Annotated in this window: 22 protein-coding genes; 5 read left to right on the top strand and 17 right to left on the bottom strand. The window is 71.1% G+C overall.

Annotation, left to right across the window (positions count from 1 at the left end; genetic code table 11):
• Window positions 1-5: 5 nt before the first annotated feature.
• The 8 genes from ACFVH5_RS09595 to ACFVH5_RS09560 form a co-directional block, all read right to left on the bottom strand.
• Window positions 6-1,073: a hypothetical protein gene (locus tag ACFVH5_RS09595; protein ID WP_385833062.1), complete on the bottom strand. Its 1,068-nt coding sequence runs from the start codon at window positions 1,071-1,073 to the stop codon at window positions 6-8.
• A 67-nt stretch (window positions 1,074-1,140) separates the two neighbouring features.
• The gene (locus tag ACFVH5_RS09590; RefSeq protein WP_385832996.1) at window positions 1,141-2,400 is read right to left on the bottom strand and encodes an aromatic acid exporter family protein; all 1,260 of its coding nucleotides are present in this window, start codon (window positions 2,398-2,400) and stop codon (window positions 1,141-1,143) included.
• Between the two features lie 104 nt (window positions 2,401-2,504).
• A complete protein-coding gene (locus ACFVH5_RS09585; protein WP_385832995.1) occupies window positions 2,505-2,999 on the bottom strand; it encodes an FBP domain-containing protein in 495 nt (164 codons plus the stop codon).
• Window positions 3,000-3,125: 126 nt separating this feature from the next.
• Complete coding sequence (locus tag ACFVH5_RS09580) at window positions 3,126-3,512, bottom strand: hypothetical protein (RefSeq protein WP_384802084.1); 387 nt, start codon at window positions 3,510-3,512, stop codon at window positions 3,126-3,128.
• 322 nt (window positions 3,513-3,834) lie between these two features.
• A complete protein-coding gene (locus tag ACFVH5_RS09575; protein WP_385832994.1) occupies window positions 3,835-5,193 on the bottom strand; it encodes a GH1 family beta-glucosidase in 1,359 nt (452 codons plus the stop codon).
• Window positions 5,194-5,240: 47 nt separating this feature from the next.
• Window positions 5,241-6,140: a carbohydrate ABC transporter permease gene (locus ACFVH5_RS09570; RefSeq protein ID WP_385832993.1), complete on the bottom strand. Its 900-nt coding sequence runs from the start codon at window positions 6,138-6,140 to the stop codon at window positions 5,241-5,243.
• On the bottom strand, window positions 6,133-7,122 hold the full coding sequence (locus ACFVH5_RS09565) for a carbohydrate ABC transporter permease (RefSeq protein ID WP_385832992.1): 990 nt from the start codon (window positions 7,120-7,122) through the stop codon (window positions 6,133-6,135). Before ACFVH5_RS09565 ends, ACFVH5_RS09570 begins: the two co-directional genes overlap by 8 nt.
• A 7-nt stretch (window positions 7,123-7,129) precedes the next feature.
• Window positions 7,130-8,446 carry an ABC transporter substrate-binding protein gene (locus ACFVH5_RS09560; protein ID WP_385832991.1) on the bottom strand — a complete coding sequence of 439 codons (1,317 nt, stop codon included), beginning with the start codon at window positions 8,444-8,446 and terminating at the stop codon, window positions 7,130-7,132.
• Window positions 8,447-8,613: 167 nt separating this feature from the next.
• Between ACFVH5_RS09560 and ACFVH5_RS09555 the strand changes: the two genes are divergently transcribed.
• A complete protein-coding gene (locus tag ACFVH5_RS09555) occupies window positions 8,614-10,155 on the top strand; it encodes an ROK family protein (RefSeq protein WP_385832990.1) in 1,542 nt (513 codons plus the stop codon).
• A 102-nt stretch (window positions 10,156-10,257) separates the two neighbouring features.
• Window positions 10,258-10,527: a hypothetical protein gene (locus tag ACFVH5_RS09550; RefSeq protein WP_385832989.1), complete on the top strand. Its 270-nt coding sequence runs from the start codon at window positions 10,258-10,260 to the stop codon at window positions 10,525-10,527.
• Between the two features lie 92 nt (window positions 10,528-10,619).
• Here ACFVH5_RS09550 and ACFVH5_RS09545 read toward each other — a convergent pair whose 3' ends face one another.
• From ACFVH5_RS09545 to ACFVH5_RS09535, 3 genes are all read right to left on the bottom strand, one after another.
• Window positions 10,620-11,582, bottom strand: coding sequence for an SDR family NAD(P)-dependent oxidoreductase (locus tag ACFVH5_RS09545; protein ID WP_385832987.1), 963 nt, complete (start codon window positions 11,580-11,582; stop codon window positions 10,620-10,622).
• A 295-nt stretch (window positions 11,583-11,877) separates the two neighbouring features.
• A complete protein-coding gene (locus tag ACFVH5_RS09540; protein ID WP_385832986.1) occupies window positions 11,878-12,543 on the bottom strand; it encodes an HAD family hydrolase in 666 nt (221 codons plus the stop codon).
• Between the two features lie 51 nt (window positions 12,544-12,594).
• Window positions 12,595-13,632, bottom strand: coding sequence for a PHP domain-containing protein (locus tag ACFVH5_RS09535; protein ID WP_385832985.1), 1,038 nt, complete (start codon window positions 13,630-13,632; stop codon window positions 12,595-12,597).
• A gap of 196 nt (window positions 13,633-13,828) precedes the next feature.
• Between ACFVH5_RS09535 and ACFVH5_RS09530 the strand changes: the two genes are divergently transcribed.
• Window positions 13,829-14,065, top strand: coding sequence for a hypothetical protein (locus tag ACFVH5_RS09530; RefSeq protein ID WP_210886817.1), 237 nt, complete (start codon window positions 13,829-13,831; stop codon window positions 14,063-14,065).
• Between the two features lie 375 nt (window positions 14,066-14,440).
• On the opposite strand, the gene ACFVH5_RS09525 is transcribed toward ACFVH5_RS09530, so the two are convergent.
• From ACFVH5_RS09525 to otr(A), 4 genes are all read right to left on the bottom strand, one after another.
• The gene (locus ACFVH5_RS09525) at window positions 14,441-15,712 is read right to left on the bottom strand and encodes an RICIN domain-containing protein (protein ID WP_385832984.1); all 1,272 of its coding nucleotides are present in this window, start codon (window positions 15,710-15,712) and stop codon (window positions 14,441-14,443) included.
• 200 nt (window positions 15,713-15,912) lie between these two features.
• Window positions 15,913-16,587: a VanZ family protein gene (locus ACFVH5_RS09520; RefSeq protein ID WP_385832983.1), complete on the bottom strand. Its 675-nt coding sequence runs from the start codon at window positions 16,585-16,587 to the stop codon at window positions 15,913-15,915.
• A 204-nt stretch (window positions 16,588-16,791) separates the two neighbouring features.
• Window positions 16,792-17,442: a DUF4230 domain-containing protein gene (locus ACFVH5_RS09515; protein ID WP_107019525.1), complete on the bottom strand. Its 651-nt coding sequence runs from the start codon at window positions 17,440-17,442 to the stop codon at window positions 16,792-16,794.
• Between the two features lie 121 nt (window positions 17,443-17,563).
• Complete coding sequence (otr(A), locus tag ACFVH5_RS09510) at window positions 17,564-19,552, bottom strand: tetracycline resistance ribosomal protection protein Otr(A) (RefSeq protein ID WP_385832982.1); 1,989 nt, start codon at window positions 19,550-19,552, stop codon at window positions 17,564-17,566.
• Window positions 19,553-19,819: 267 nt separating this feature from the next.
• Here otr(A) and tuf point away from each other — a divergent pair, with 267 nt between their 5' ends.
• Complete coding sequence (gene tuf / locus ACFVH5_RS09505) at window positions 19,820-21,013, top strand: elongation factor Tu (protein ID WP_385832981.1); 1,194 nt, start codon at window positions 19,820-19,822, stop codon at window positions 21,011-21,013.
• A gap of 38 nt (window positions 21,014-21,051) precedes the next feature.
• On the opposite strand, the gene ACFVH5_RS09500 is transcribed toward tuf, so the two are convergent.
• Together ACFVH5_RS09500 and ACFVH5_RS09495 are read right to left on the bottom strand one after the other, a co-directional pair.
• Window positions 21,052-21,432: an STAS domain-containing protein gene (locus ACFVH5_RS09500; protein WP_385832980.1), complete on the bottom strand. Its 381-nt coding sequence runs from the start codon at window positions 21,430-21,432 to the stop codon at window positions 21,052-21,054.
• A gap of 360 nt (window positions 21,433-21,792) precedes the next feature.
• On the bottom strand, window positions 21,793-22,743 hold the full coding sequence (locus tag ACFVH5_RS09495; protein WP_385832979.1) for an NADP-dependent oxidoreductase: 951 nt from the start codon (window positions 22,741-22,743) through the stop codon (window positions 21,793-21,795).
• A gap of 70 nt (window positions 22,744-22,813) precedes the next feature.
• On the opposite strand from ACFVH5_RS09495, the gene ACFVH5_RS09490 reads away from it, so the two are divergent.
• On the top strand, window positions 22,814-23,878 hold the full coding sequence (locus tag ACFVH5_RS09490) for a GlxA family transcriptional regulator (protein WP_385832978.1): 1,065 nt from the start codon (window positions 22,814-22,816) through the stop codon (window positions 23,876-23,878).
• The last annotated feature ends 152 nt before the right edge of the window (window positions 23,879-24,030 follow it).

Here is a 24,030-nt window from a genome sequence, read left to right as displayed (position 1 = left end):
CGGGCTCACCAGTCCCCGTCGCCGACCGGTTTGCCCGGTGCGTCGCCCAGCGGCTTCACCTGGCCAGGCGACGGCGGCTGCCACGGGGTGTGGTCGTCGCCGAGCCAGTCGCCGACCGGCTTGACCGCGCCGAGTTCGTCCGTGGGGTCGAGATCCGTGGCGTCCTGGTCGTAGTAGTCGAACCAGGGCAGCCCGGCACGGGTGTAGGCCGCACGGTCGACGGGCGACGGCGGGGGAGCCTCACCCGTGATGCGCCGCCACTGCGGCGGCGTCACGAGATGGACGAAGACCCGCCCGGACGCGGTGGTCGACCAGTCCGACAGCGGGCGGTCGTCCTTGTAGACCTCCTGGCGCATCGAACCGCCGACGCCGAGACCCATCGCCCCCGAGGCGCGGGGCGCGGCTGCCGCCGGAGCCGCAGGCATCGCACCGGCCGGCTGCGGCATGCCGCCGGGCGCGGACATCGGCGCCGGGGCGCCGTAGCCGCCCGACGCCGACCGGGCCCGCCTGCGTACCGTCTCCTCCGCCAGCCGGCGCTGTTCCTCCCGCCACGTGTGCAGCGCGGTGTCGGTCAGCGGGAACGACTGGAGCTGTACGCCGCCCCACACCTCCTCGCCGGTCACCTGGCCCTCGACCGTCGCGCCCAGCCCCAGCGGCACCGCCACGAACTGACGGACCGTGCCCTTGCCGGAGTTGATGCCGTCGAGCCACGGCTGGCGGGGCAGCACCACGTAGTTCTGCGGATCCCGGCCCGGCCGGGGGCTCCACGGACTGCCGGACACCGCGCACACCTTGCCCGCGCCCACCTGGAGGGCAGCCGGTTCCGCGGCGCCGAAGCTCAGCCACATCGCCTCGCGCAGATGGACCGGCAGCATCACCCCGCCGCGGGCCAGCCACTCCGCGGGCACCGTCTCCGGGTGGTCCTCCACGCGTCGCAGCGGGAACTCGCCGAGCCCCGGCGGCAGCGCGTGCGTGCCCGTCTCGGGCAGGCGCAGGGTACGGATGAACCGGACCCGCACACCACCCGCCAGAAGCAGCGAGTTCCCGTCGATCCGGACGGTGCCGTCGGCCATCCGCACTCCCTCTGTCGTCATGTGCCGCCCCGTGGGCAGGTCGCCCTGTCGCGGCGGTGCCGGTACATCACGTAGTACGAGTCGAGGGGGCCCCGCGGTTCCGGCGCGCGCGGCGCAGGCGTCGGCGGAGGCGTCGGCGGAGGCGGTCCAGCCGGGGCATGCGCTCGCGCTGTTCGCGCGTACAGCGGTCCAGTTCCTCCAGCAGACGGCGGGAGCGGTGCTCCATGTCGAGTTCGTCGAGCATCCGCGTGACCTCGGTGACCACGGCCCCGTACAACTGCCACTGGTGCGCGTCCCGCTGCACCTCCTCCAGGAGGAGCTGGGCCAGCTTGTCGCGGGTGGCCGTCGCGGCGGTGAGTTCGTGGGCGAGCCGGGCCTCCGCCGACTCGGCGCTGCGGCTGACGTCGGTGGTGACCAGCACGGCGAAGCTGACCACGGCGTCACCGACCTCGGACAGGAGCCGCTCGAAGACCGTCCCGATGTGCGACTCGAAGAGCGGCTCGGGGGTGCGTTCCTTGGCGAGGTCGGTGAGGGTACGCGTGAGCACCCGCAGGACCACCGTGCAGATCTCCAGCGTGTCGAGCCCGGTGCGCAGGACGACCCGGTGCAACAGGCCCTCCCGTACACGGGGATTGAGCCGCAGGCTGTCCTCGGCCTGTTTGAGGGCCGCGTCCACGTCGACGATGTCGTGGTCGAGCTGCCGCGCCTCGTGGAGGCTCTCGGTCGCGGCGGCCACCTGGGTACGGCCCGCGGCCTCGTCGCCGACGCGCAGCATCAACCGCCGCATCCGGCGCGCCAGATCCTCGATGGACTCACCGGCGGCGCCGACCCACACCGGGGGAGCGAACAGCAGATTGCAGCCGAGGCCGACCACGGCACCGATCACCGTCTCCAGGATCCGGGCCCAGGCCGTGTCGCCGATGCGGGTGACGCCGAGGACCAGCATGGCGCTGATCGCCACCTCGGGCACGAACTCGCTGACCCGCACCAGGTGTCCGACGGCCAGCGCGGCCAGGATGAGCAGTCCGAGGCTCCACCAGGTCAGCCCCACCAGGGCGCTGAACCCGATGGCGACGAGGACGCCGGCGACCACGGCGTTCACCCGTCGGATGCCGGTGGTGAGGGTGGCGTAGAGGGTGACCTGGACGACGAGGAGCGCGGTCAGGGGAGCGGTGAGCGGCGCGGCCTCGGGGCTGAAGCGCAGAGCGACCACGTAGGCCACGGTCGCGGCCGCCGCCGCCCGGACCGTCTGGACGATCACGGGCTGCTGCCGCCACTTGGTCACCTGGGCGCTGCCGGCGGCCCACACTTCACGTACATCTCGCATCCCTGGCCACTTCCCGTTCGACGGCCGCATCGAACGCGAACGGAGGGGTCGGCTCCGACGATGCTTCCTACCGTCCAGTCGGTCAGGAGTGCGGCGGGGGCGGATCAGGAGTGGAGACGGTCCAGGAAGGACGACAACCGGCCGTTCATGCGGGCGACCTGCTCCTCCACGGTGAGGCTCTCCTCAAAGCGCGCGCCGGGGCCGGGCAGCTTCTTGCCGCGTACGTACAGGGAACAGGCGAGGTCGGCGCAGATGTAGACACCCACCGAGTTGCCCTCGCGGCCGGCCGGGCCCACCTTGCGGGCCGTCATCAGGGAGACGCCGTTTCCCGGATGGGTGGTCAGGCACAGCGAGCACATGCTGCGGTGCATGAAGCCGCGCTGCTGCGACGGGAAGCGCAGGGTCACACCGACGGGGCCGCCCGACCGCTCGGTCACCAGGTGACTGCGGTCGGGCGCCCCGGGGTCGCGCCAGCCCAGGAAGTCCAGATCGTCCCACGGCCGGTCCGCCAGATCGTGCGGCACGAACAGGCGCTTGGCCTCTCCCTTGGAGCAGTTGACGAACGAACTGCGGATGTCCTGCTCGGTGAGCGGCTTCATGGCGGGGTCTCCTGATGGATCGGGGCGGTGCGAAAGCTGAACCTAGGGTCACTAGGTTATGGCCTAGGCTACGTAGCCGATCCATGGAGAGCCACTGTGTTTTTGTGGAGGGTGACGGCATACGTGCTACACGTCGTCGTCCAGGTCCGGGTCGGGGCCGCCGTTCGCGTCCGTGTTGGACAGGCGCAGGGCGAGGGTGCGCAGGAGATCGGTGCTCTTGATCTCGGTGCGTTCGGTGTCGTGGACGTCGGCGAGCTCCGAGAAGAGGAAGGCGAAGGCGCCGACGAGGGAGATCGCGGCGGGCATCAGGGCGTCGATGACCGCTTGGCCCGCCTCGGCGGGGGTGGCGTCGCCGGGGACCTCCACGGAGGGGAAGACTTCCGTCACCAGCCTGCCGAGTTGGGCCTCGCCGGCATCGATGTCCACCTCGGTGTCCTCGTTGAGCCTGCGCACCATTTCCTGGGTCTCGGTCAGGACGCCGATCGCTCGGAGGATGATCTCGCTCTGTTCCATGCGGGGAGCTTATGCGGTTCGCATGCACGGGGTTGTGGCGTGGGCGTTGCGGGGTCGGTGCGGGCCCGTTGTGGCCGGCCGCGCAGTTCCCCGCGCCCCTGGGGGGTGTGCCCCCGTGGACAAAGGACTGCCGTCGATGGACGCGCCCTTCAGGGGCGCGGGGAACTGCACAATCCTTTGGTCTTGGGGCGTGCCAAGGACGGCGCATCGCCCACCCGCGTACCCCCGGGCGTGGCCGCCGTAACCGCGCGCGGAGCAACGGCCGCTGTGATGCGGGCCGTTGCTCCGCGCCCCGCCCGAGTCGCCCCGGCAGAGGCCAGAGTCACGCGGCCTTGCGCTGTGTCCCGCCGTGCTCCCGGACGATCTCGGCGTACCGGTGCCCGCTCCCCTTCACCGTGCGCCGCTGTGTCCGGTAGTCGACGTGGACGAGGCCGAAGCGTTTGTCGTAGCCGTACGCCCACTCGAAGTTGTCCAGCAGCGACCAGGCGTAGTAGCCCGCGAGCGGAGCGCCCTTGCGGGCCGCCGAGGCGCAGGCCGCCAGGTGCTGTTCGAGATACCGGGTCCGCTCGGGATCGTCGACCGTGCCGTCGGGGCGTACGACGTCCGGGTAGGCCGAGCCGTTCTCGGTGACGTACAGCTTCCGGGCGCCGTACTCGTCCGTGAGGCGCAGCAGCAGGTTCTCGATGCCGGCCGCGTCGATCTCCCAGTCCATGGCCGTGCGCGGCACACCGTGACGGCGGACGGCGGCGGCGTACGGGGCCGGGCCCGTCGGGTCGTCCTCGATGGCCGACGGGAAGTAGTAGTTGAGCCCCAGCCAGTCCAGCGGCTGGGCCATGACCGCCAAGTCGCCCTCCTGCTCGGGGAGTTCGACCCCGTACACCTCGCGCATGTCCGCCGGGAAGCCGCGGCCGTGGACGGGGTCGAGCCACCAGCGGTTGGTGTGCCCGTCCATGCGCCGGGCCGCCGCGATGTCCTCGGGGCGCTCGGTGGCGGCCTCGATGTAGGACAGGTTGTTGACGATGCCGACCTGGGCGCCGGGGGCCGCGGCGCGGATCGCCTGGGTGGCGAGGCCGTGGCCGAGGAGCAGGTGGTAGGACGCGCGGACGGCCGCCGTGAGGTCGGTCAGGCCCGGGGCCATCCGGCCCTCCAGATGGCCGATCCACGCCGAGCACAGCGGCTCGTTGAGGGTCGTCCAGTGCTGGACGCGGTCGCCGAGGCGCTCGGCCACGACCGCCGCGTACGACGCGAGGTGGTGTGCCGTGTCGCGCTCGGTCCAGCCGCCCCGGTCCTGGAGCACCTGCGGAAGGTCCCAGTGGTACAGGGTGACCGACGGGGTGATGCCGGCCTCCAGCAGACCGTCGATCAACGCGTCGTAGAAGTCGAGTCCCTTGGCGTTCGCGGGACCGTCGCCGCCCGGTACCACCCGTGGCCAGGCGATCGACAGCCGGTACGCGTTGGTGCCCAGCTCCTTCATCAGGGCGATGTCCTCGCGCCACCGGTGGTAGTGGTCGCAGGCGACGTCGCCGTGGTCGTCGCCGTCCACCTTCCCGGGCGTGTGCGAGAAGGTGTCCCAGATGGAGGGCGAACGGCCGTCCTCGGCCACGGCACCTTCGATCTGGTACGCCGAGGTGGCCGTGCCCCACACGAAGTCCTGGGGGAGTGCGGCGAGATCGATGGTCACAGAAGTCCTCTCGGAATGAAGGGAGTCGACTGACGTGCGGGTGGTGGTCACTTGACGGCCCCGGCGGTGAGTCCGGCGACCAGATAGCGCTGGAGCAGCAGGAACCCGGCGACCACGGGCACGCTCACCACGAGGGAGGCGGCCATGACCTGGTTCCAGTACACGTCGTTCTGCGTGGCGTAGCCCTGGAGGCCGACGGCGAGCGTGCGGGTGGTGTCGTTGGTCATCACCGACGCGAACAGCACCTCGCCCCACGCCGTCATGAACGCGTACACGGCGACGGCGACGATCCCCGGCACCGCGGCGGGCACGACGACCCGGAAGAGCGCGCCGAGCGGCCCGTTGCCGTCCACCATCGCCGCCTCGTCCAGGTCGCGCGGCACCGACTCGAAGTACCCGATCAGCATCCAGATCGAGAACGGCAGCGAGAACGTCAGATAGGTGAGGATCAGACCGATCCGCGAGCCGAAGAGCGCGATACCGGTGGCGTTGCCGATGTTCACGTAGATGAGGAACAGCGGGAGCAGGAACAGGATCCCGGGGAACATCTGCGTGGACAGCACGGTCACGGTGAACAGGCGCTTCCCGCGGAAGCGGTAGCGGCTCACGCCGTACGCGGCGAAGATCGCGATCACCACTGAGAGGACCGTCGCCGCACCCGCCACGATCAGCGAGTTGACGAAGTACTTCGCCAGCGGGACCGTCGACCAGATGTCGATGTACGGGCGGATCGTCAGCCCGCTGGGCAGCCAGCGGAACTCGCCCGACACGTCCTCCAGCGGCTTCAGCGAGCTGGACAGCATCACGTACACGGGCAGCAGCACGAACCCGGTGAGCAGCGTGAGGAAGATCCGCCGCGACCACACGAAGGACCGGGGCGCGGCCATCGGTGACCGCCGCGCCCCCGCCGGCTTCCCGGGCCGCGCCGCCGTGGTGGTCCTAGACATCGGCCGCCCTCCGTCCGCGTGAGGTCAGGGCGAGATAGACACCCGTCACGACCAGCAGGAACAGCAGAAGCAGCACGGACATCGCGGATCCCGTCCCGAAGTTCCACGTCACGAACGACGACTGGTAGATGTGGATCGAGATCAGGTCGGCCGCCTCCGGCGCCGCCTTGCCGAACAGCACGTACGGCGTGTTGAAGTCGTTGAACGTCCACAGGAACAGCACGAGGACCAGCACCTGGTTGACCGGGCGCAGCGACGGCATCGTGATGCGGCGCAACTGCTGCAGCATCCCGGCCCCGTCGATGGAGGCCGCCTCGTACAGCTCCTTGGGGATGTTCTGCAGGCCCGCCATCACGATGAGGAAGGCGAACGGCCAGCCCTTCCACACCGACACGACGAGCAGCGCGACGAAGCTGTTGTCGCCGATCAGCCAGAAGGACGGGCTGTCGGTGAGGCCCAGCTGGTCGTGCAGCACATGGTTCACCAGGCCGTTGTCCCGCTGGAACATGAAGGCCCAGGTGATGACGGCCGCGTACACCGGAAGCGCGTACGGGACGAGGAAGACGGCCCGCAGGAAGCCCCGGCCGCGGAAGTTCTCCTGCATGTACACCGCGGCCGTCGTGCCGAGCAGCCAGCACAGGCCGACGGAGAGCACGGTGAACGCGCAGGTGACGAAGAACGAGTGGAGCAGCGCCTTGCCGATGGGCGCGTCGAAGTCCACGGACAGGCTGTAGTTGTCGAAGCCCGCCCAGGGCGCGGCGCCCCAGTCACGTATGTAGAACTGCGTGAGCTCCTTGAAGCTCATGACGATGCCGATCACCATCGGCACCAGATGGACGAGGAGTTCGAGCAGCAGGGCGGGCAGCAGGAGCAGATACGGCAGGGCGATCCGGCGTACCCGCCCGGTGCGGCGGCGCGGGGCGGGCGCCGTCGCACCGGGCGGTGCTTCCTTACCGACCGCGGGCTCGGCGGTCACGGTCATCGAACGCTCACTTCTTCGGCATCTGCTGCTGGGCCTCGTCGAGCTTCTCCTTGACCGAGGCCGTGGTCACCGGCCGGCCGGCCGCCGCGTCCGCGAAGAGCTCCTTGACGGCCGTGCCGACCGCGGTCTCGAACTGCGACTCGTTCGCCACCTGCGGCAGCGGGGCCGCGCTCTTGGCGAGCGTGTCCCGGATGACCTTCAGGGCGGGCGTGTTGAACGCGGGGTCCTGCTGGGCCGCCTTGACCGGCGGGATGGACCCGTAGGTCTTGTTGAGGATCGTCTGCTCGTCCACGCTCGTCATGAAGTTCACGAACTTCATGGCGCCGTCGATGTTGTCGGTGTTCTTGAAGACGGCCATGTTGATGCCCGCCACCATCGAGTTGACGGCCGTGTCGGCGCCCGGGGTGCCGGACTGCACCGGCACCGGCGCGACGCCCCACTCGTCGTCGCTCATGCCGTGCGCCTTGAGCGTGGCCGCCGCCGTCTGCCACAGCACCATCGCCGTCTTGTCCTTGGCGAAGTCCTGGAGGGACTGGTTCTGCGCGTACTCGGCGTTACCGGGTGCGACGACCTTGTCCTTGCCCATCAGGTCGACGTACTGCTTGACCGCCGCCACGGCCCCGTCGGAGGTGAAGTCGGGCTTGCCCTCGGCGTCGAAGAAGTCGGCGCCGTGCTGCTTGGCGAAGACGAAGACGTGGTGGATGTTCTCCGAGAGGTTCGCCCCCTCGGCGCCCAGCGCCCACTTGTCGTCCTTGGAAATCTTCTTCCCGTCGGCGACCAGATCGTCCCAGGTGGCGGGCGGTCCGGATATCCCCGCGTCCTCGAACATCTTCTTGTTGTAGTAGAGCGCGTACGCCATCGAGTACAGCGGGACCGCCGCCGGATCGGAGCCGGTCTCGCCCGCCGAGCCGAGCGCCGACCCGACGAACCGGTCCTTGCCGCCGATCTTCCCGAAGTTCTTGGCGTCCCAGGGCAGCAGGGCCCCGGTCGCCTGGAGCGAGGCGGACCAGGTGTTGCCGATGTTGAGGACGTCCGGGCCCTGGCCCGACGTCGTCGCGGCGAGGATGCGGTTGAGGAGATCCGACCAGGGGACGACCTCCAGCTTGACCTTGATGCCGGTCTGCTTCTCGAACTTCTTCAGCTCGGGAGTGAGGATCTTCTTGTCGGCCTCGATGCTCGGGCCCTGGTTGGAGGCCCAGTAGGTGAGCGACTTCGGCGAGTCGTTGGACCCGCCGTCCGTCGACGAGCCACCGCCGCACGCGGTCACGGCGGCCAGCAAGGAGACAGTGACCGCGCTCGCGGCCGCGGCTCGGGTTCTGCGCATGACGTCAGGCGTCCCTTCCTGAGGGAAAGCAGGAGGTGTCGTGCGTTCACTTCTCGAACGACCCTCACAGCTTAATTTAGGACGTGAGTTAAGCTCCGTAAGAAAGTCGCGTCAAGGGTTGGCGCAGCGGTATCTTGCAGGTCGGGGGTACGGCGGGAAGGGAACACATGGCGGGGCGGAACGGGCGAACGGTACGTGACCTGCGACGAGGCAATCGCACGGCCGTGCTGAGGAGGCTCTACTTCGACGGACCGATGAGCCGGTTCGAACTCGGGCCCGCCACCGGGCTCAGTTCCGGCTCCATCAGCAACGTCGTCGCCGAGCTGGTCGCCGACGGCCTCGTGGAGGAGGCGGGCAGCGTCGACTCCGACGGCGGCCGGCCCCGCACCCTGCTCCGGGTCGCCCCCGCCAGCGGCCACATGATCGGCGTGGACGTCGGCGAGACCCGCGTCCGCGTCGAGCTCTTCGACCTGTCACTGACCGAACTCGCCCGCACCGAACGCCCGTTGGAGCACCAGAGATACGACGTCGACGTCATCGTCGGCCACATCCGCGACGGCGTCGCCGAGGTGCTGGCCACCGCCGGCATCGCCCCCGAGCGACTGCTGGGCGTCGGCATCGGCGTACCCGGCATCGTGGAACGCACCGCGGCGGACGGCGCCGTCGTGCACGGCCAGACCATCGGCTGGCCCGCCGTCCCGCTGGAGTCCCTGCTCCGCACCGCCTGCGGACTGCCGGACTCCGTCCCGTACTTCACCGACAACGGCGCCAAGACCCTCGGCCAGGCCGAGATGTGGTTCGGCGCGGGACGCGGCGCGCGCAACGCGGTCGTGGTCCTCTTCGGCTCGGGTGTCGGCGCCAGCCTGGTCTCGGACGACGTGGAACTGGGCCGGGCCGTGGAATGGGGACACCTCACGGTACGGGTCAGGGGGCGCCGCTGCCGCTGCGGTGCGCTCGGCTGTCTGGAGGCGTACGCCGGGGCCGAGGCCCTGCTGCAACGCTGGGAGGAGGCCGGGGGACGGCCGCCCAAGGGCGTCGACGAGGAGACGGCCCTCACCGCCATGCTGGCGGCGGCCTATCCGGTCGAGGGCGGGACGGAGGGCGGGGTGCGCGGCGCGGCGGCCACGGGCCCCGGCGCGTCCGCATCCGCGTCAGTGTCCCCGGACGGTTCGGCGGCCGACGGCGCGGCAGCGGCTGGTGGGGCGACCGGCGGTGGCACGGCCGGTGGTGGGGCTCTGCCTGAGGGGACGCCCGGTGGTGGGGCTGCTGCTGGTGCCGCAGCCGGCAGTGGGGTGAGCCGCAGTGGGTCGGCCGGTGGCGCGGTCGGCGCCGGTGCCGCGCCCGACCCCGTGGCGCTGGCCGTGCTGGAGGAGACGGCCGAGTACCTGGGCGCGGGCCTCTCCGACCTGATCAACCTCTTCCAGCCCGAACGCATCCTCATCGGCGGGTGGGCCGGACTCCAACTGGGCTCCCGCTTCCTGCCCGCCGTCCGCGCCCACGCCGTCTCGTACGCGCTGCGCCACCCGGCCGAGCGGGTCACCATCGAGCTGGGCGCCCTCGGGCCCGACGCGGTCACGGTCGGCGCGGCGATCCTTCCGCTGGCCGACTTCTTCGCCCGCGGCGGCCGTCGGCCGGGCACGGGACCGGGCTCGGGGGACACCCCGCCACCGGCCTGGCGCGCGGCCCTGGAGGAGCGTGCCCCGCACTGACGCCCGGGGCTCCGGGTTTGCCGGGTGGTCCCGGCAGGTACCCGCACCCTGGCCGACAGGGGACTTCCGCCCCGCGTGGCTTGACGAGGAGGGGAGCGCACCGTGAGCGAATACGGGACCAGGACGCCCGAGGAGAGCGAAGGACCCGTACCCCGGGACCTGCCGGACCAGCAGGTGCAGGAGGGCGAGGACCCCTGGGACGTCATCGCGCCGCCCGAGCCGGGGCCGGACGAGAACGGGGACGGCGGCGTACGGGCGAAGCCCGACACCGACGTCCCCGACACCGACGAGGCGGGCACCGGCCGGCAGGGCGACCCGGGCACGAGCACGGTCCACCCCGAGGACCCGGAGCCGGAGGAGTCTCCCGCCTGAGCGTCTGAGCGCCTGCCCCGCGTGCCTGAGGCCACAACGCGCCGCGGGGCGCCCTGTTGAGCCGCTGCCGCTGCCGCCGCTGCGGCCACGTCTCAGGCGAAGGCGTCGACGCCCGTGAGTTCCGCAGAGAGGGCCCACAGGCGGGCCGCGGACGCCGGGTCGATCGCGTACTCGCGTACGCCGACCCGCGTACCGTCGGCCGGGGCGATCCCGGCGATGTCGCAGTCCTCGCAGTACACCCCGCCCATGCCGGACAGCTGCGGAGAGGTCGCCGCCCACACCTGGGTGGCCGCTCCCTGCTCGGGGGACTTGAAGCCCTCCGGGTTCAGCGGCACACCGTTCTCGTCGATCCAGCCGCGCTCGACCATCTCCTGCCGGGGGAGGTGGCGCTGGAGAGGCGTGAGGATGCCGCCCGGGTGCAGCGCGAAGGCCCGTACGCCCGAGTCCTTGCCCAGGGCGTCGAGCTGCACGGCGAACAGGACGTTGGCCGTCTTCGCCTGTCCGTACGCCTCCCACTTGTCGTAGTCGCCGCGGTTCCAGTGCGGGTCGTCCCAGCGGATGTCCGAGGTGTGGTGGCCCGTCGAGGAGACGGAGACGATCCGGGCGCCGCCCGGGGCGATCGCCGGCCAGAGCCGGTTGACCAGGGCGAAGTGACCCAGGTGGTTGGTCGCGAACTGCGCCTCCCAGCCGGGGCCGACGCGGGTCTCGGGGCAGGCCATGATCCCGGCGTTGTCGATGACGAGGTCGACGGTGCGGCCCGAGGCGAGGAAGCGGTCGGCGAACGCGCGCACGCTCTCCAGGTCGCCGAGATCCAGTTCGTCCACCTCGACGCCGTCGATACCGGCGACCGCCTCCTCGGCGACCGCCCGGCGCCGCGCGGGAACGACGACCGTGGCACCCGCCTTGCTGAGCGCGCGGGTCGTCTCCAGGCCGAGCCCCGAGTAGCCGCCGGTGACGATCGCCAGCTTGCCCGTGAGGTCGATCCCGGCGAGGACGTCGTCCGCGGTGCTGTGCCGGTCGAAGCCCGAACCGATCTTGTGCTGTGCAGTGGTCATACGGGTGACGCTACGGATTGGAGCGCTCTCGAAGTCAAGCGACGCCCCCGGGGAACGGGAAAGGCCCCGACCGGACGGGGGAATCGCGGTCGGGGCCGTCTGTGGGTGGCCACGGATGGCGGTCGCCTCTCGGCGGTGTGCTCCACAGGGCTTCAGCCGAACGATCTTCCCTGTGGGCGGAAGGTGAGGCCCGGGGACACTGTCCCATCCGCACCCACAGCTGATTTAACGGGAAACTACCGACGGGTGTTCCCAGGTCGGGGCGGTCTAGACCGTGATCTGCGTCACGAGCCGGTCAGCCTCCGGCCGCCAGCGGGCTCCTGGACAGCGACGCCAGGAGATGGGCCGGATCCCGGTAGACGGAGGTCGCCCCGGCCTTCTCCAGATCGGCGCGCGGGATGCCGCCGCACAGCACTCCCACGCACAGGACACCCGCTCTGGTGCCCGCGCGCATGTCCCAGACCGTGTCACCGACGAAGAACGAGTGCTCGGCGGAGGCTCCGGCGAGTTCCAGGGCGTGCTCCACCGGATCGGGCGCGGGCTTCCCGGAGTCCACGTCGTCGGAACCGGCCGTCGCCCTGATGACGTCGTCGGCGTCGAGGGCCCGCCGGAGCGCCGCCAGCTCCGCCCCGCCGGCCGAGGTGGCGAGCACGACCGTCCAGCCCTCGCTGTCGAGCCGCCGCAGCAGGTCACGGGCGCCCGGGAACGGGCGCAGCCGCTCGAAGTACGTGCCGTAGACGGTCTTGTGGGCGGCGCTGATCGTGTCGTCCTGCCCGGTGTCCCGCCCGTCGCCCAGCAGATGCGCGATCAGGTCGTCGGAACCGAGGCCCACCGCCCGGTGGACGTCGTGCATCGACACATCGTGCCCGGCCTGCCGGAACGCCTCCCACCAGGCCGTCACATGCAGATGGTTGGTGTCGACAAGAGTGCCGTCCACATCGAATACGGCCGCCCGCTCCATACGTCGTCCCTTCGCCGCGGTGTCGCGTTGTCCACGTGTCCCAGTACCGCGTCACGGGGCTCGTACGCCCGCGGGAGTCACGCGATCCCGCGTCCAGGCCAGCAGTTCCTCCGCCGACCAGGTGGTGACCACCCGCGCCGGCGGCACCCCGCACTCCTCGGCCCGCGCGCATCCGTACACCTGCCACCCCAGCTGTCCCGGCGCGTGCGCGTCCGTGTCCACGGAGAACAGCACGCCCGCCGCGACCGCACGGCGCAGCAGCCGCCGCGGTGGATCGAGCCGTTCGGGGCGGCTGTTGATCTCGACCGCCGTGCCCGAATCGGCGCAGGCGGCGAACACGGCGTCCGCGTCGAACTCCGACTCCGGCCGCCCCCGCCCGGTGACCAGCCGCCCCGTGCAGTGCCCCAGCACGTCCGCGTGCGGATTCCGTACGGCGGCGACCATCCGGCGGGTCATCGCGGTCGCGTCCATCCGCAGCTTGGAGTGCACCGACACCACGACGACGTCGAGCCGGTCCAGCAGTTCGGGCTCCTGGTCCAGCGAACCGTCGTCGAGGATGTCGCACTCGATACCGGTGAGCAGCCGGAAGGGGGCCCAGCGCTCGTTCAGTTCCGCCACCACGTCCAACTGCTCCCGCAACCGCTCGGGGGACAGACCGCGGGCCACCGTCAGACGCGGCGAGTGATCCGTGAGGACCGCCCACTCGTGCCCGAGCCGCGCCGCGGCACGGCCCATCTCCTCGACGGGGCTGCCGCCGTCCGACCAGTCCGAGTGCAGATGGCAGTCGCCGCGCAGCAGGGCCGCCAGCTCCTCGCCGCCCAGGACGAGGGGTTCCGCCGCCTCCTGCTCCAGCTTCTCCAGATAGCCCGGTGGCTGTCCGGCCAGCACCTCGCGCACCACCTGCGCGGTCTTCGGCCCGATGCCCTTCAGGGACTCCAGCGATCCGTCGGCCGCCCGCCGGGCCACCTCGCCGGCGGACAGCCGCGTGACGACGCCCGCCGCCGTGCGGAACGCCCGTACGCGATAGGTGGGTGCCTGGGACCGCTCCAGCAGGAAGGCGATACGGTCCAGCGCCTCGGCCGGGTCCATGGCTCAAGCGTGGCCCAGCCGGGCCGGGTCCGCACGGCAGCCGACCGGCCTGCCCTGTGCCACCATGAGAGACGAACCTCGTACGGCCACGGCCGCAGCCAGAGTCACGGCCGCCGTCGCCGCCGAGCGCCACGACGACCGACACCGCCGCCCCGGGCAGGCTTATCGGCGGCACGCGTGTGGAACCGGTGGGATCATGACTGAAATCGCCAGCCCTCACATCTCGTATCCGCGGATCACGGTCCTGGGCGTGCAGCCCGGCGATCCGCCCTTCCGCATCGTGGAGATCGACGGTGCCGTCATCGGCGAGGCCAAGAGCTTCACGGATGTCCTGGTGGCCGCCGCGGCGTACGGCATCCCGGTGCACGACGCCGACGATCCCGCCGTGGTCCGCTGGGTCGGCGGGGACAAGCTCACCTGGCACCCGCGATAGCGGTGGATCGGCCGGCGGCGCGTCCGGGTGAATTCCGACAGGCTGGAGAGGCCGTAGGGGCTGGAGGGGCCGTAGGCGCCAGAGGAGTCCGAGGGGGGCGCGTGGCGCTCTGGCGTGCGCGCCGTGGTGAGCCGTCGCGAGTGGTGTGACCCCGCGCATCGGCGGTCCGCGGAAGCGGACACGGCCGCGCATGGGGCCCTGGCGGCAAGGGCACTTTGATCTTGCAGCACGCGTGACCCGAGGAGGGGAGTGGCACGTCCGGCAGGGGCGGACGTGCCGCGTGACACACGGGCCACGCGCAAGCGTCGTACGGACGAGCAGAGCCAGGCCGGGCGATCCCCGGGCCTGGCTCTGCCGCTGCTGGACGTCCGCCTCTCAGCCGACCGTCCACTTCTGGTTGGCCGCCCCCGTGCAGGTCCACAGCTGCAGCCGGGTGCTGTTGGCCGAGTTGTTGCCCGTGACGTCCAGGCACTTGTTCGCCTGCGGGTTCACGATGTCGCGGGCCCCGCTGACGACCCACTGCTGGGCGGGTACGCCCGCGCAGTCCCAGAGCTGGACGGGCGTGCCGTCGGCCGTGCCACCCCCGGCGGCGTCCAGGCACTTGCCCAGTGCGCGGATGGTGCCGTCCGAGCCCACGCTCCACTGCTGGGCCGCGGTGCCGTTGCAGTCGTAGAGCTGGACGGGCGTGCCGTTGGCGGGATTCGCGCCCGCCACGTCGACGCACTTGCCCGCGAGGCCCCTGATGGCCGAGCCGCCGCCGGAGCTGTCACCCGTCGTCACCTTCACCTCGTCCACGACGAGCTGCGAGGGGAAGGGGGTCGAACCGTCCGGGTCGCCCGGCCAGTAGCCGCCCACCGCGAGGTTGAGGATCAGGAAGAACGGCTTGTTGAACACCCACTGCCTGCCGCCCAGGTCGGCCGGGGTGCGGGTCTGGTAGACGGTGCCGTCCACGGACCAGGTGACCCGCTCGGGCGACCAGTCGACCGCGAAGGTGTGGAAGGCGTCGGCGAAGGCCTGTCCGCCGGGCAGCGAGTAGCCGGCCCCTATGCCGCCGGAGCCGGAGTAGCCGGGACCGTGCAGGGTGCCGTGCACGGTTCCGGGCTCGAAGCCCACGTTCTCCATGATGTCGATCTCACCGGAGTTGGGCCAGCCGACCTGTCCGATGTCGTTGCCCAGCATCCAGAACGCCGGCCACATGCCCTGCCCGCGCGGCACCTTCAGCCGGGCCTCGACCCGTCCGTAGGTGGTGGTGAACTTGCCGGAGGTGTTGAGGCGGGCCGAGGTGTACTCGCAACGCCCGTACCAGCACTGGTAGTTGTTCGGGTTCTCGCGGCGGGCCTCGATGACCAGGTGGCCCTGGCCGTCGAGCTTCGCGTTGTTGTTGCCGGCCGTGTAGTACTGCCGCTCGTGGTTGTTGACGTTGTCGCCGGTCTCGATCTGCCACTTCGAGGAGTTGGGGGCCGAACCGGCGGCACCGTCGAAGGTGTCCTGGAACGTCACCGCGGCGGCGGCGCTCGGAGCGGGGTCCGCCTGGACGTGTGCCGCCCGGACCGGATCCGCTTGCGCGGGTCCGACCGCGACGGACGCGAGGAGTGCGGCGGACAGGGCGGCGAGGAGGTATCTGCGGAGCAGGCGTGGCGAGTCCACGACTTCTCCCTTCCGTACGGCGATCCCCGTGGGGGAGGAGCCGACTGAGGTGGGGGGTGCGCGCTTCGACTCTTGATTTAAGAAGTGAAGTAAGGGGTGCGTCAAGACTCTGGTACAGACCAGCTGTTCACACCCCGCGAACGCCCCGCCTCAGCCCCGGAAGGCCCCAACTCCGTTACGGACCAAGCCCCTTGGCTGCTTCAGGCCGCGGCCGCCTTGCGCTCGCGCCGTCGCGGATGCACGGCGCGGCTCATCCGCCGGCCGAGCAGCAGATATCCGATCAGGGCGCCGGAGGTGTTGAGGATGACGTCGTCGATGTCGAAGGCGCGTCCGGTGATGAACGTGCCCTGCACCACCTCGACCAGCAGCATCGCCAGGGCGGTCAGCAGGGTCACCCGCAGGACGCCGCGCGCCTTGGGCACCAGCAGCGGCAGCAGCACGCCGAAGGGGATGCCGAGGACGATGTTGCCACCGATCTGCTTGACCGCGTCCCGCAACTCGGGCTGGTCGAGATAGGCGCGCAGGGAGCGCCCCGGGTGGATGTTGTTGTGCGTCAGCGCCTCGGAGGCCGGCGACGGCTGCAGCGTGAGCTTGGCCAGCACGGCCGCGAAGGCCACCATCGCGGCGAAGGCGATGAGGACGACGAGGAAGCGGACGACCAGGGGAGGCCGGCGCCGCTCGCGGACCGCCTTCGAGGACGGCGGGCGCGGCGGCTTGGACGACGGTTTGCGGGGCGCTTTCGAGGACGGCCGCCCGTTCTTCGTGCCGAGTCGGAGACGCGGTTTCGCGGCGCGGGAGTCCGTCTTCTCGGGGCCCGAGCGTGACGCCGAGCGGAAACCAAAGGCGGTACGGGGGCGTAGCGCTTCGCGGGCCATGCAACCCTCCAGTTTGGGACTGCGGTGTGGTGGAACCCGCATACCCTTTGATCGGTCGAAGATGCCGCTGTATCCGGCCCGTCGGGAGCGTCCGGGCAGGACACGCGAATGCGCCCGCGAGCTGCACTTGTCGGCTGCTCGCGGGCGCGGTCGTGTACGGGGCGCCGACCTGGCGGGCGGCGCCTGATCGAGGGCTCGGACGGCTCAGGTCCCGTAGGTCACACGCACCTCCTTGAACCCGAGTGAGCCCAGCAGCCCCTTGAGCATGCTGGTGGTGTTCTCCTCGGCGCGGGCGGTCAGCTCGCTGTCCTTCGCGGCGTCACCGATGTGCCGGGCGGCGAGCCGCTGCACGGCCCGCTCGTCGTTCGGGTTGTCCGAGAACACATCGCCGAGCCGGTCGAGGAGACCGCGCTGCTTGGAGACGGCGTACGAGTGGTCGGGGTCCAGTGCCGGCTTGCCCAGGGCCGCGTGGGGGAGCCTGAGCGTGGCCGATGTGCGGTCCTCGTTGACCTGCACATCCTTGTCGCGGATCTTTCCGAGGTCGACATAGGAGTCGACGGTGCCCGCGCCCACGTACAGGGTGCGGGTGCCCCGGACCGCGTCCGGCAGATACTTGGTGTCCTTCTCCAGATCCACCACCACCTGGAAGTTGCCCGAGGCGGCGTCGTAACGGCTGATGTCCTGGATGGACTTGAGGAGCGTGGGCCCCGTCCGGTCATGGGTCTCCTCACCGAACACGTCGCCCAGTCCGGGCAGCAGACTCCACCGAAGGCCGGCGAAGAGCACTGCCAGAACCAGCACGACGGCACTCACGACCTTCGCCCATCCGGGCACGCGCTTAAGAGACGTCGTCATGTGGACCGTCCTCCTTCCTCCTTCCTTGTGCCCGCCAAATGCCCGGCCAGACAGGCATGTTGACGCGCTCCTTCCGTCCTCGTCCGTCGCGTGGGGCCGCGCGGACCCGGCCCGTCCTCGGTCACCGGACCGGACGGTCCCCCGAGGGGCGTGACCACCAGACGCCCTCGCCGTGGGTCAGACCGGGCAGCCGCAGCTCGATGTCGCGCACGTGCCGGGCGGGCAACCGGCCCGTGACCAGCCACGAGGTGCCACCGCCCGTCGTCTCGCCGAACTCCGTCCCGCAGGAGGCGAGTCGGGCCGTGACGGGGGCGAGCGCGTCGAGGGGCAGGTCGGCCTCGAAGGAGTGGTACGGCTCGTACACCCGTGTGTGCGCGTGCTCCAGAGCGCGGTGCAGCACCACCGGCGTGAGCCCGCGGAAGTCGCCCGCCGTGCTGAGCGGCGCGACGTAGCCGGAACGGACGAGCGTGACCCTGCAGTCCGTCACCGGCCAGCCGTGCGGGCCGCCGTCGAGCAGGGTGGCGTGCACGGTGTCCTCGACGGCCTGGTGGAACGCGCGGGGCAGGGCGCCGAGTTCGGTCTCGTACGCGAAGACCGTGCCGCTGCCGTGCGGGCCGGGCTCGACGCGAAGGCCGACCGTCGCCCAGAACCCGGTGTGGCCGTGCCGCCGGACCTCCTCGTACGCCTCCCCGGTGCCCACCGGCCGCTCCAGGCACCGGATCCGGCTCGGCTCGAACGCGGCCTCGATGCCGAAGTCCTGGGCGAGGGTCGCGGCGATGACCTCCTTCTGCACCTCCCCGTACAGGAGCAGCGCGGTGCTGCCGGACGGCCCCGGGCGCGCGTGCAGGAGCGGGTCCTGGTCGGCCAGGGTCAGCAGGGCGGTGCGCAGCGCCGCCGCGTGTCCGGCCTCCCGGGCGCGGACCAGGGTCTCCAGGGTGGGGGCGGCGAACTGCGGGGCGCGGTCCGGGGCCCGGCCGAGGCGGTCGCCGACCCGGACGCCGTGCAGGCCGGTCACCGTGGCGATGTTGCCCGCGGTGAGCGGTCCCGGCCGGCCCACGACGTCGAGGCCGAGAGCCCGGCCGGGCACCTTCCGCTCCCTGCCGTCCGCCTCGCGCCGCAGCAGGGTGAGCCGCTGACGAGGCGTCACCTCGCCCTCGTACAGGCGGAGACAGGCGGTGCGCTCGCCGTCGGGCCGGGTGCGCACGGCGAAGACCGTGCCGCGTGGCTCCACCGTGCCGGACGCCTTTCCGGGGGCCGCTCCCTCCACGGGGCCGGGCGCCGGGATCAACCGGGTCACGGCCTCGACGAGTTCGGTGATGCCCTGGCCGCCGAGCGCCGAGCCGAAGAGGACCGGGTGCAGGGAGCCGTCGGCGGTCCGTGCGGCGAGCGCGGCGCGCAGTTCGTCCGGAGTCGGCGGCGGTCCGTCCACGACGGCCGCCAGGATGCCGGGATCGGCGTCGGCGAGCGTCTCCGCCGTACGCGGCTCGTCCACGGGGCGCGGTACGACCCTGGCGCGGGCGGTGCCGAGGCCGCGGACCCCCGTGAGCGGGACGATGTGCGGGGTCAGCCTGCGCCGGATGTCGTCCAGCAGGCCCTCCTCCCGTGCGCCCGCGCGGTCGATCTTGTTCACGAAGACGAGCGTCGGCAGCCGGAGCCGGCGCAGGGTCTTCATCAGCACCCGGGTCTGGGCCTGCACGCCCTCCACGGCGGACAGCAGCAGGACCGCTCCGTCGAGGACCTCCAGGGCGCGTTCGACCTCCGCGATGAAGTCGGAGTGCCCCGGGGTGTCGATCAGGTTGATCTGCACGTCACCGGCGGTGTGCCCGGCTCGGCCCACGTCCGCGTCCATGTCCGTGTGCACGTACGCGTCCTTGGCGGTGAAGGCGGCGACGGCCGAGCGGATGGTGATGCCGCGCTGCCGTTCGATCACGCCGTCGTCCGTGCGGGTGTCGCCGGCGTCGACGCTGCCGAGCCGGTCGATGACGCCCGCGTCGAAGAGCAGCCGCTCGGTGAGGCTGGTCTTACCGGCGTCGACGTGCGCCAGGATGCCGATGTTCAGGGTGCGGGTGTCGCGGGTGCGCGAGAAGCGCGCGGTGTTCCAGGAGTTCATGTGTGGTCGAGTCCTCAAGAACGATCGTCCGACGGGGGCGAGGGGTTCCGAGGAATCGGCGCATGCGAGCTCCTGAGGCGGGTCGGGGAGTGGTCCATGGGCATGATGGCCCGTTCCCGTGGGTCGGCCGCAACCGAATTTCCCGTGCGTGGACAGGGCGCCCGAACGGCGGTACCGAGTAAGTACCGAACCGGCGAGGAGAGCGGACCGAGCGGAGCGGACCGGGCGGAGCACGCCCGTGTCACCGGGTGATCAGGAGGGCTCGCAGTGGTCAAGGCGAAGTTCGAGCGGACCAAGCCGCACGTCAACATCGGCACCATCGGTCACATCGACCACGGCAAGACGACCCTCACGGCGGCCGTGACGAAGGTCTTGCACGACAGGTTCCCCGACCTCAACCCGTACACGCCGTTCGAGCAGATCGACAAGGCGCCCGAGGAGCGCCAGCGCGGCATCACGATCTCCATCGCGCACGTCGAGTACCAGACGGAGCGGCGGCACTACGCGCACGTCGACTGCCCGGGGCACGCCGACTACATCAAGAACATGATCACGGGAGCGGCGCAGATGGACGGCGCGATCCTCGTGGTCGCCGCGACCGACGGACCGATGCCGCAGACCAAGGAACACGTCCTGCTGGCACGGCAGGTCGGCGTCCCGTACATCGTCGTCGCCCTGAACAAGACGGACATGGTCGACGACGAGGAGATCCTCGAACTGGTCGAGCTGGAGGTGCGCGACCTGCTCACCGAGTACGAGTTCCCGGGCGACGACGTCCCGGTCGTGCGGGTCTCCGCGCTCAAGGCCCTGGAGGGCGACGAGCAGTGGACCGCGTCCGTGCTCGAACTCCTCGCCGCCGTCGACGAGTTCGTGCCCGAGCCGGTGCGTGACGTGGACCGGCCCTTCCTGATGCCGATCGAGGACGTCTTCACCATCACGGGCCGCGGCACGGTCGTCACCGGCCGCATCGAACGCGGTGTGCTGAGGATCAACCAGGAGGTCGAGATCATCGGCATCCACGAGGAGAAGACGAAGACGACGGTCACGGGCGTCGAGATGTTCCGCAAGCTGCTCGACGAGGGCCGGGCCGGGGAGAACGTCGGGCTGCTCCTGCGGGGCGTGAAGCGCGAGGAGGTCGAGCGCGGACAGGTCGTCATCAGGCCGGGTTCGGTCACGCCGCACGCCGAGTTCGAGGCGAGGGCGTACATCCTGTCGAAGGACGAGGGCGGCCGGCACACGCCCTTCTTCCACAACTACCGGCCGCAGTTCTACTTCCGCACGACGGACGTCACGGGAGTCGTCACCCTGCCCAAGGGCACCGAGATGGTCATGCCGGGCGACAACACGACCATGCACGTCCAGCTGATCCAGCCGATCGCGATGGAGGAGGGGCTGAAGTTCGCGATCAGGGAGGGCGGGCGGACGGTCGGCGCGGGCCAGGTCACCAAGATCCTGAAATAGCCGGGCGCCGGGCGTACTGCACGGGAGTGCGCCGGGCTCTACGAGTACTCCGAGGCGGCCTCCGGGCGCCCCAGGGCCTCGTCCATGCTCGACAGCGGCGGCATGACCTTCGCCAGTTCGGTCACGCGCAGGATGCGCAGGGTCAGCGGATGGGTGCAGACCAGGTGCACCGTGCCGCCCTGGGCGAGGACCCGGCGGCGGGCCCGGTACAGCAGACGCAGGCCGGAGCAGTCGAAGAACTCGATGTGCCGCAGGTCGAGGACGACCTGGGCGGCCGGGAGTCCCGTCGCCGCGTCCAGCGCCGGAATGATGTCGAGCGCGGCGAGGATGTCGATCTCGCCGTGGAATTCCAGCACGGTGTGTCCGCGCTCTTGGCGCACGCGCAGGTGCGGGGAGTGCGGCCCGGGTTTGCTGCACACGACGACATCACCTCCAACAGGGTCACCGGGGACCAGGGTGACGTCGTTCCGTGAGCATAGAGCCGACGTGGCGCAGCTTGAGACCGCTCCACCGTCCCTCACCCTGCAAGTTACCCTCGTTAGAGGGAATTTCAGCATGTTCGATTGACATATGTCTGTCATTTAGGAGACGTGCCGCACCTTCAATGCGCCCCGCGGTGCGCCCCCGGGTGCGCGCACAGCGCCCTGCGGACGCGGGCAACCGCGCGGCCGGACGGGTCGGCCCGCAGGTCACGCCGCCGCAGGGGTCCCGGGTCACCAGGAAGGCCCCGCGACATCATCGGTGATGTCGCGGGGCCCTGCGAAGAGCTACCGGAAGAACTACCGCACCTGGAGTACGAGCTTGCCCACCGTCCGCCCGGTATCGCCCAGCGCGTGCGCCTTCGCCGCCTCGGCCAACGGGAAGACCTCCGCGACCGTGGCGCGCAGCGTCCCCGCGGCGACGAGCCCGGCGATGGCGCTCATCCCGGCCTGATCGGCCTCCACGAGCATCTCCACCGCCCGCACACCGAGCCCCGCCGCCTCCTCGGCGAGCTCCGGGGACCCCGACGGCAGGATCGACACCAGCAGCCCGCCCGGACGCAGCGTCCGCAGCGAACGCGAACGGTAGTCGCCCCCGACCGTGTCCAGGACGACGTCGACGTCACGCACGGCCTCGGCGAAATCGGTCTCCCGGTAGTCGACGAGCTCGTCGGCGCCCAGTCCGCGCAGGAACTCGTGCTTGCCCGAGCTGGCCGTACCGATCACGTACGCGCCCCGCTCCTTGGCGATCTGGACGGCCAGGTGCCCCACCCCGCCGGCCGCGGCGTGGATCAGCACCCGCTGCCCCGGCTGGACGTCCGCAGTGTCGACCAGTGCCTGCCAGGCGGTCAGCGCGGCGAGCGGCACGGCTCCCGCCTGTGTGTGGTCGACCTCGGCCGGCTTGCGGGCGAAGGCCCGCGCGGGCGCGGTGACGTATTCGGCGTGCGCCCCTACGCCGTACGGGTAGGGCAGCATGCCGAAGACCTCGTCGCCCGGCCGGTGGATGCTGACGCCGAGACCGACGGCCTCGACCACCCCGGAGACGTCCCAGCCGAGGACGAACGGTGGTTCGCCGAGGAAGTTGCCGTTCGCCCGGTGCTTCCAGTCGGTCGGGTTCAGGCCCGCCGCGTGCACCCTGACCAGTACTTCGCTGGGACCCGGCCGAGGGATCTCCAATTCCACCTCCTTGAGGACCTCGGGACCGCCGAGGACGTCCTGACTGATCGCGCGCATCGTGTTCGCAGTGCTCATGCGTCTCAGCCTGCCCGGCTTCGAAGACCGAGGAAATGGCATGATTGCCATTGTTCGATAGGATCGTGCCATGCAGCGGACAGGGAAGCAGACGCGGACACAGGCGCAGACGTACTGCGGGGGGCGCCCCGTGCACGAGGAGCGGCCGGAGGACTCCGGACGCCCCGACCGCCAGGGGTACGAGGGACAGGTGGAGCGAGTCGTCGTGCTCGCCCTCGACGGGGTCTACCCCTTCGAACTCGGCATCCCGAACCGGGTGTTCGGCTCCGCCGAGGGCCGGTACGAGGTGCTGACCTGCACCGTGGACGGGCGGCCGGTCCGCAGCAACGCGGACTTCTCCATCACCGTCGAGCACGGGCCCGAAGTGCTGCGTACGGCCGACACCGTGGTGATCCCGCCCTTCGTGCTGACCGACCTGACCACCGACCTTCCCGAGGCGGTGGCCGACGCGCTCCGGGCCATCCGCCCCGGCACCCGGATCGTCTCCATCTGCACGGGCGCCTTCGTGCTGGCGGCGGCCGGCATGCTGGTCGGCCGCCGGGCGACCACGCACTGGCAGCTGGCCGGGCTGTTCCGGCAGATGTTCCCGGAGGTGGACCTCGACGCCGATGTGCTGTTCGTGGACGAGGGTTCCCTGCTCACCTCGGCGGGGGCCGCGTCCGGGGTGGACGTCTGCCTGCACCTGGTGCGCAAGGACCACGGCAGTGAGCTGGCCAACCGGGTGGCGCGGTCCTGCGTGGTGCCGCCCTGGCGTGACGGCGGCCAGGCGCAGTACATCGAGCAGCCGGTGCCCGGACCGACGGCGACGAGCACGGCGGCGACCCGGCGCTGGGCGCTGGAACGGCTCGGTGAGCCGCTGACCCTGGCCGAGCTGGCCGACCATGCGCGGATGAGTCTGCGTACGTTCGCGCGCCGTTTCAACGACGAGGTCGGGATGAGTCCGGGGCGCTGGCTCGTTCAGCAACGGGTCGTACGGGCGCGGCAGTTGCTCGAATCCAGCGATCTGGCGGTGGATCAGGTCGCGGGTGAGGTGGGGTTCGCGACGGGTACGTCGCTGCGGCAGCATCTGCATGCGGCGATCGGGGTGTCGCCGCAGGCGTACCGCCGCACGTTCCGGACGGGCCGCCGGCCTTGACGCCCGCGCGGACCGGCCGAGCCTCGCGTCACCGCCTCGGGGGCTTCGCCCCCGGACCCCTGGTGCGCAGTTCCCCGCGCCCCTGAAGGCGCCTGTGCGGACCGGCCGAGCCTCGCGTCACAGATCCGGGGGCGCCGCCCCCGCACCCTCGC

The sequence above is a fragment of the Streptomyces sp. NPDC127119 genome (genome assembly GCF_042677425.1).
GTDB lineage: Bacteria > Actinomycetota > Actinomycetes > Streptomycetales > Streptomycetaceae > Streptomyces.
The sequence above is the reverse complement of the archived record's forward strand: the minus strand, read 5'-3'. Positions and strand labels throughout refer to the sequence as shown.

What these genes read in the sequence shown, in the direction of transcription:
- ACFVH5_RS09565 (WP_385832992.1), bottom strand. Translation starts at nt 7,122, where the DNA reads ATGACCGTGACCGCCGAGCCCGCGGTCGGTAAGGAAGCACCGCCCGGT.
- ACFVH5_RS09530 (WP_210886817.1), top strand. Translation starts at nt 13,829, where the DNA reads ATGACTGAAATCGCCAGCCCTCACATCTCGTATCCGCGGATCACGGTC.
- ACFVH5_RS09595 (WP_385833062.1), bottom strand. Translation starts at nt 1,073, where the DNA reads ATGGCCGACGGCACCGTCCGGATCGACGGGAACTCGCTGCTTCTGGCG.
- ACFVH5_RS09520 (WP_385832983.1), bottom strand. Translation starts at nt 16,587, where the DNA reads ATGGCCCGCGAAGCGCTACGCCCCCGTACCGCCTTTGGTTTCCGCTCG.
- ACFVH5_RS09490 (WP_385832978.1), top strand. Translation starts at nt 22,814, where the DNA reads ATGCAGCGGACAGGGAAGCAGACGCGGACACAGGCGCAGACGTACTGC.
- ACFVH5_RS09540 (WP_385832986.1), bottom strand. Translation starts at nt 12,543, where the DNA reads ATGGAGCGGGCGGCCGTATTCGATGTGGACGGCACTCTTGTCGACACC.
- ACFVH5_RS09555 (WP_385832990.1), top strand. Translation starts at nt 8,614, where the DNA reads ATGGCGGGGCGGAACGGGCGAACGGTACGTGACCTGCGACGAGGCAAT.
- ACFVH5_RS09535 (WP_385832985.1), bottom strand. Translation starts at nt 13,632, where the DNA reads ATGGACCCGGCCGAGGCGCTGGACCGTATCGCCTTCCTGCTGGAGCGG.
- ACFVH5_RS09570 (WP_385832993.1), bottom strand. Translation starts at nt 6,140, where the DNA reads ATGTCTAGGACCACCACGGCGGCGCGGCCCGGGAAGCCGGCGGGGGCG.
- ACFVH5_RS09560 (WP_385832991.1), bottom strand. Translation starts at nt 8,446, where the DNA reads ATGCGCAGAACCCGAGCCGCGGCCGCGAGCGCGGTCACTGTCTCCTTG.
- ACFVH5_RS09495 (WP_385832979.1), bottom strand. Translation starts at nt 22,743, where the DNA reads ATGAGCACTGCGAACACGATGCGCGCGATCAGTCAGGACGTCCTCGGC.
- ACFVH5_RS09580 (WP_384802084.1), bottom strand. Translation starts at nt 3,512, where the DNA reads ATGGAACAGAGCGAGATCATCCTCCGAGCGATCGGCGTCCTGACCGAG.
- ACFVH5_RS09545 (WP_385832987.1), bottom strand. Translation starts at nt 11,582, where the DNA reads ATGACCACTGCACAGCACAAGATCGGTTCGGGCTTCGACCGGCACAGC.
- ACFVH5_RS09590 (WP_385832996.1), bottom strand. Translation starts at nt 2,400, where the DNA reads ATGCGAGATGTACGTGAAGTGTGGGCCGCCGGCAGCGCCCAGGTGACC.
- ACFVH5_RS09515 (WP_107019525.1), bottom strand. Translation starts at nt 17,442, where the DNA reads ATGACGACGTCTCTTAAGCGCGTGCCCGGATGGGCGAAGGTCGTGAGT.
- ACFVH5_RS09585 (WP_385832995.1), bottom strand. Translation starts at nt 2,999, where the DNA reads ATGAAGCCGCTCACCGAGCAGGACATCCGCAGTTCGTTCGTCAACTGC.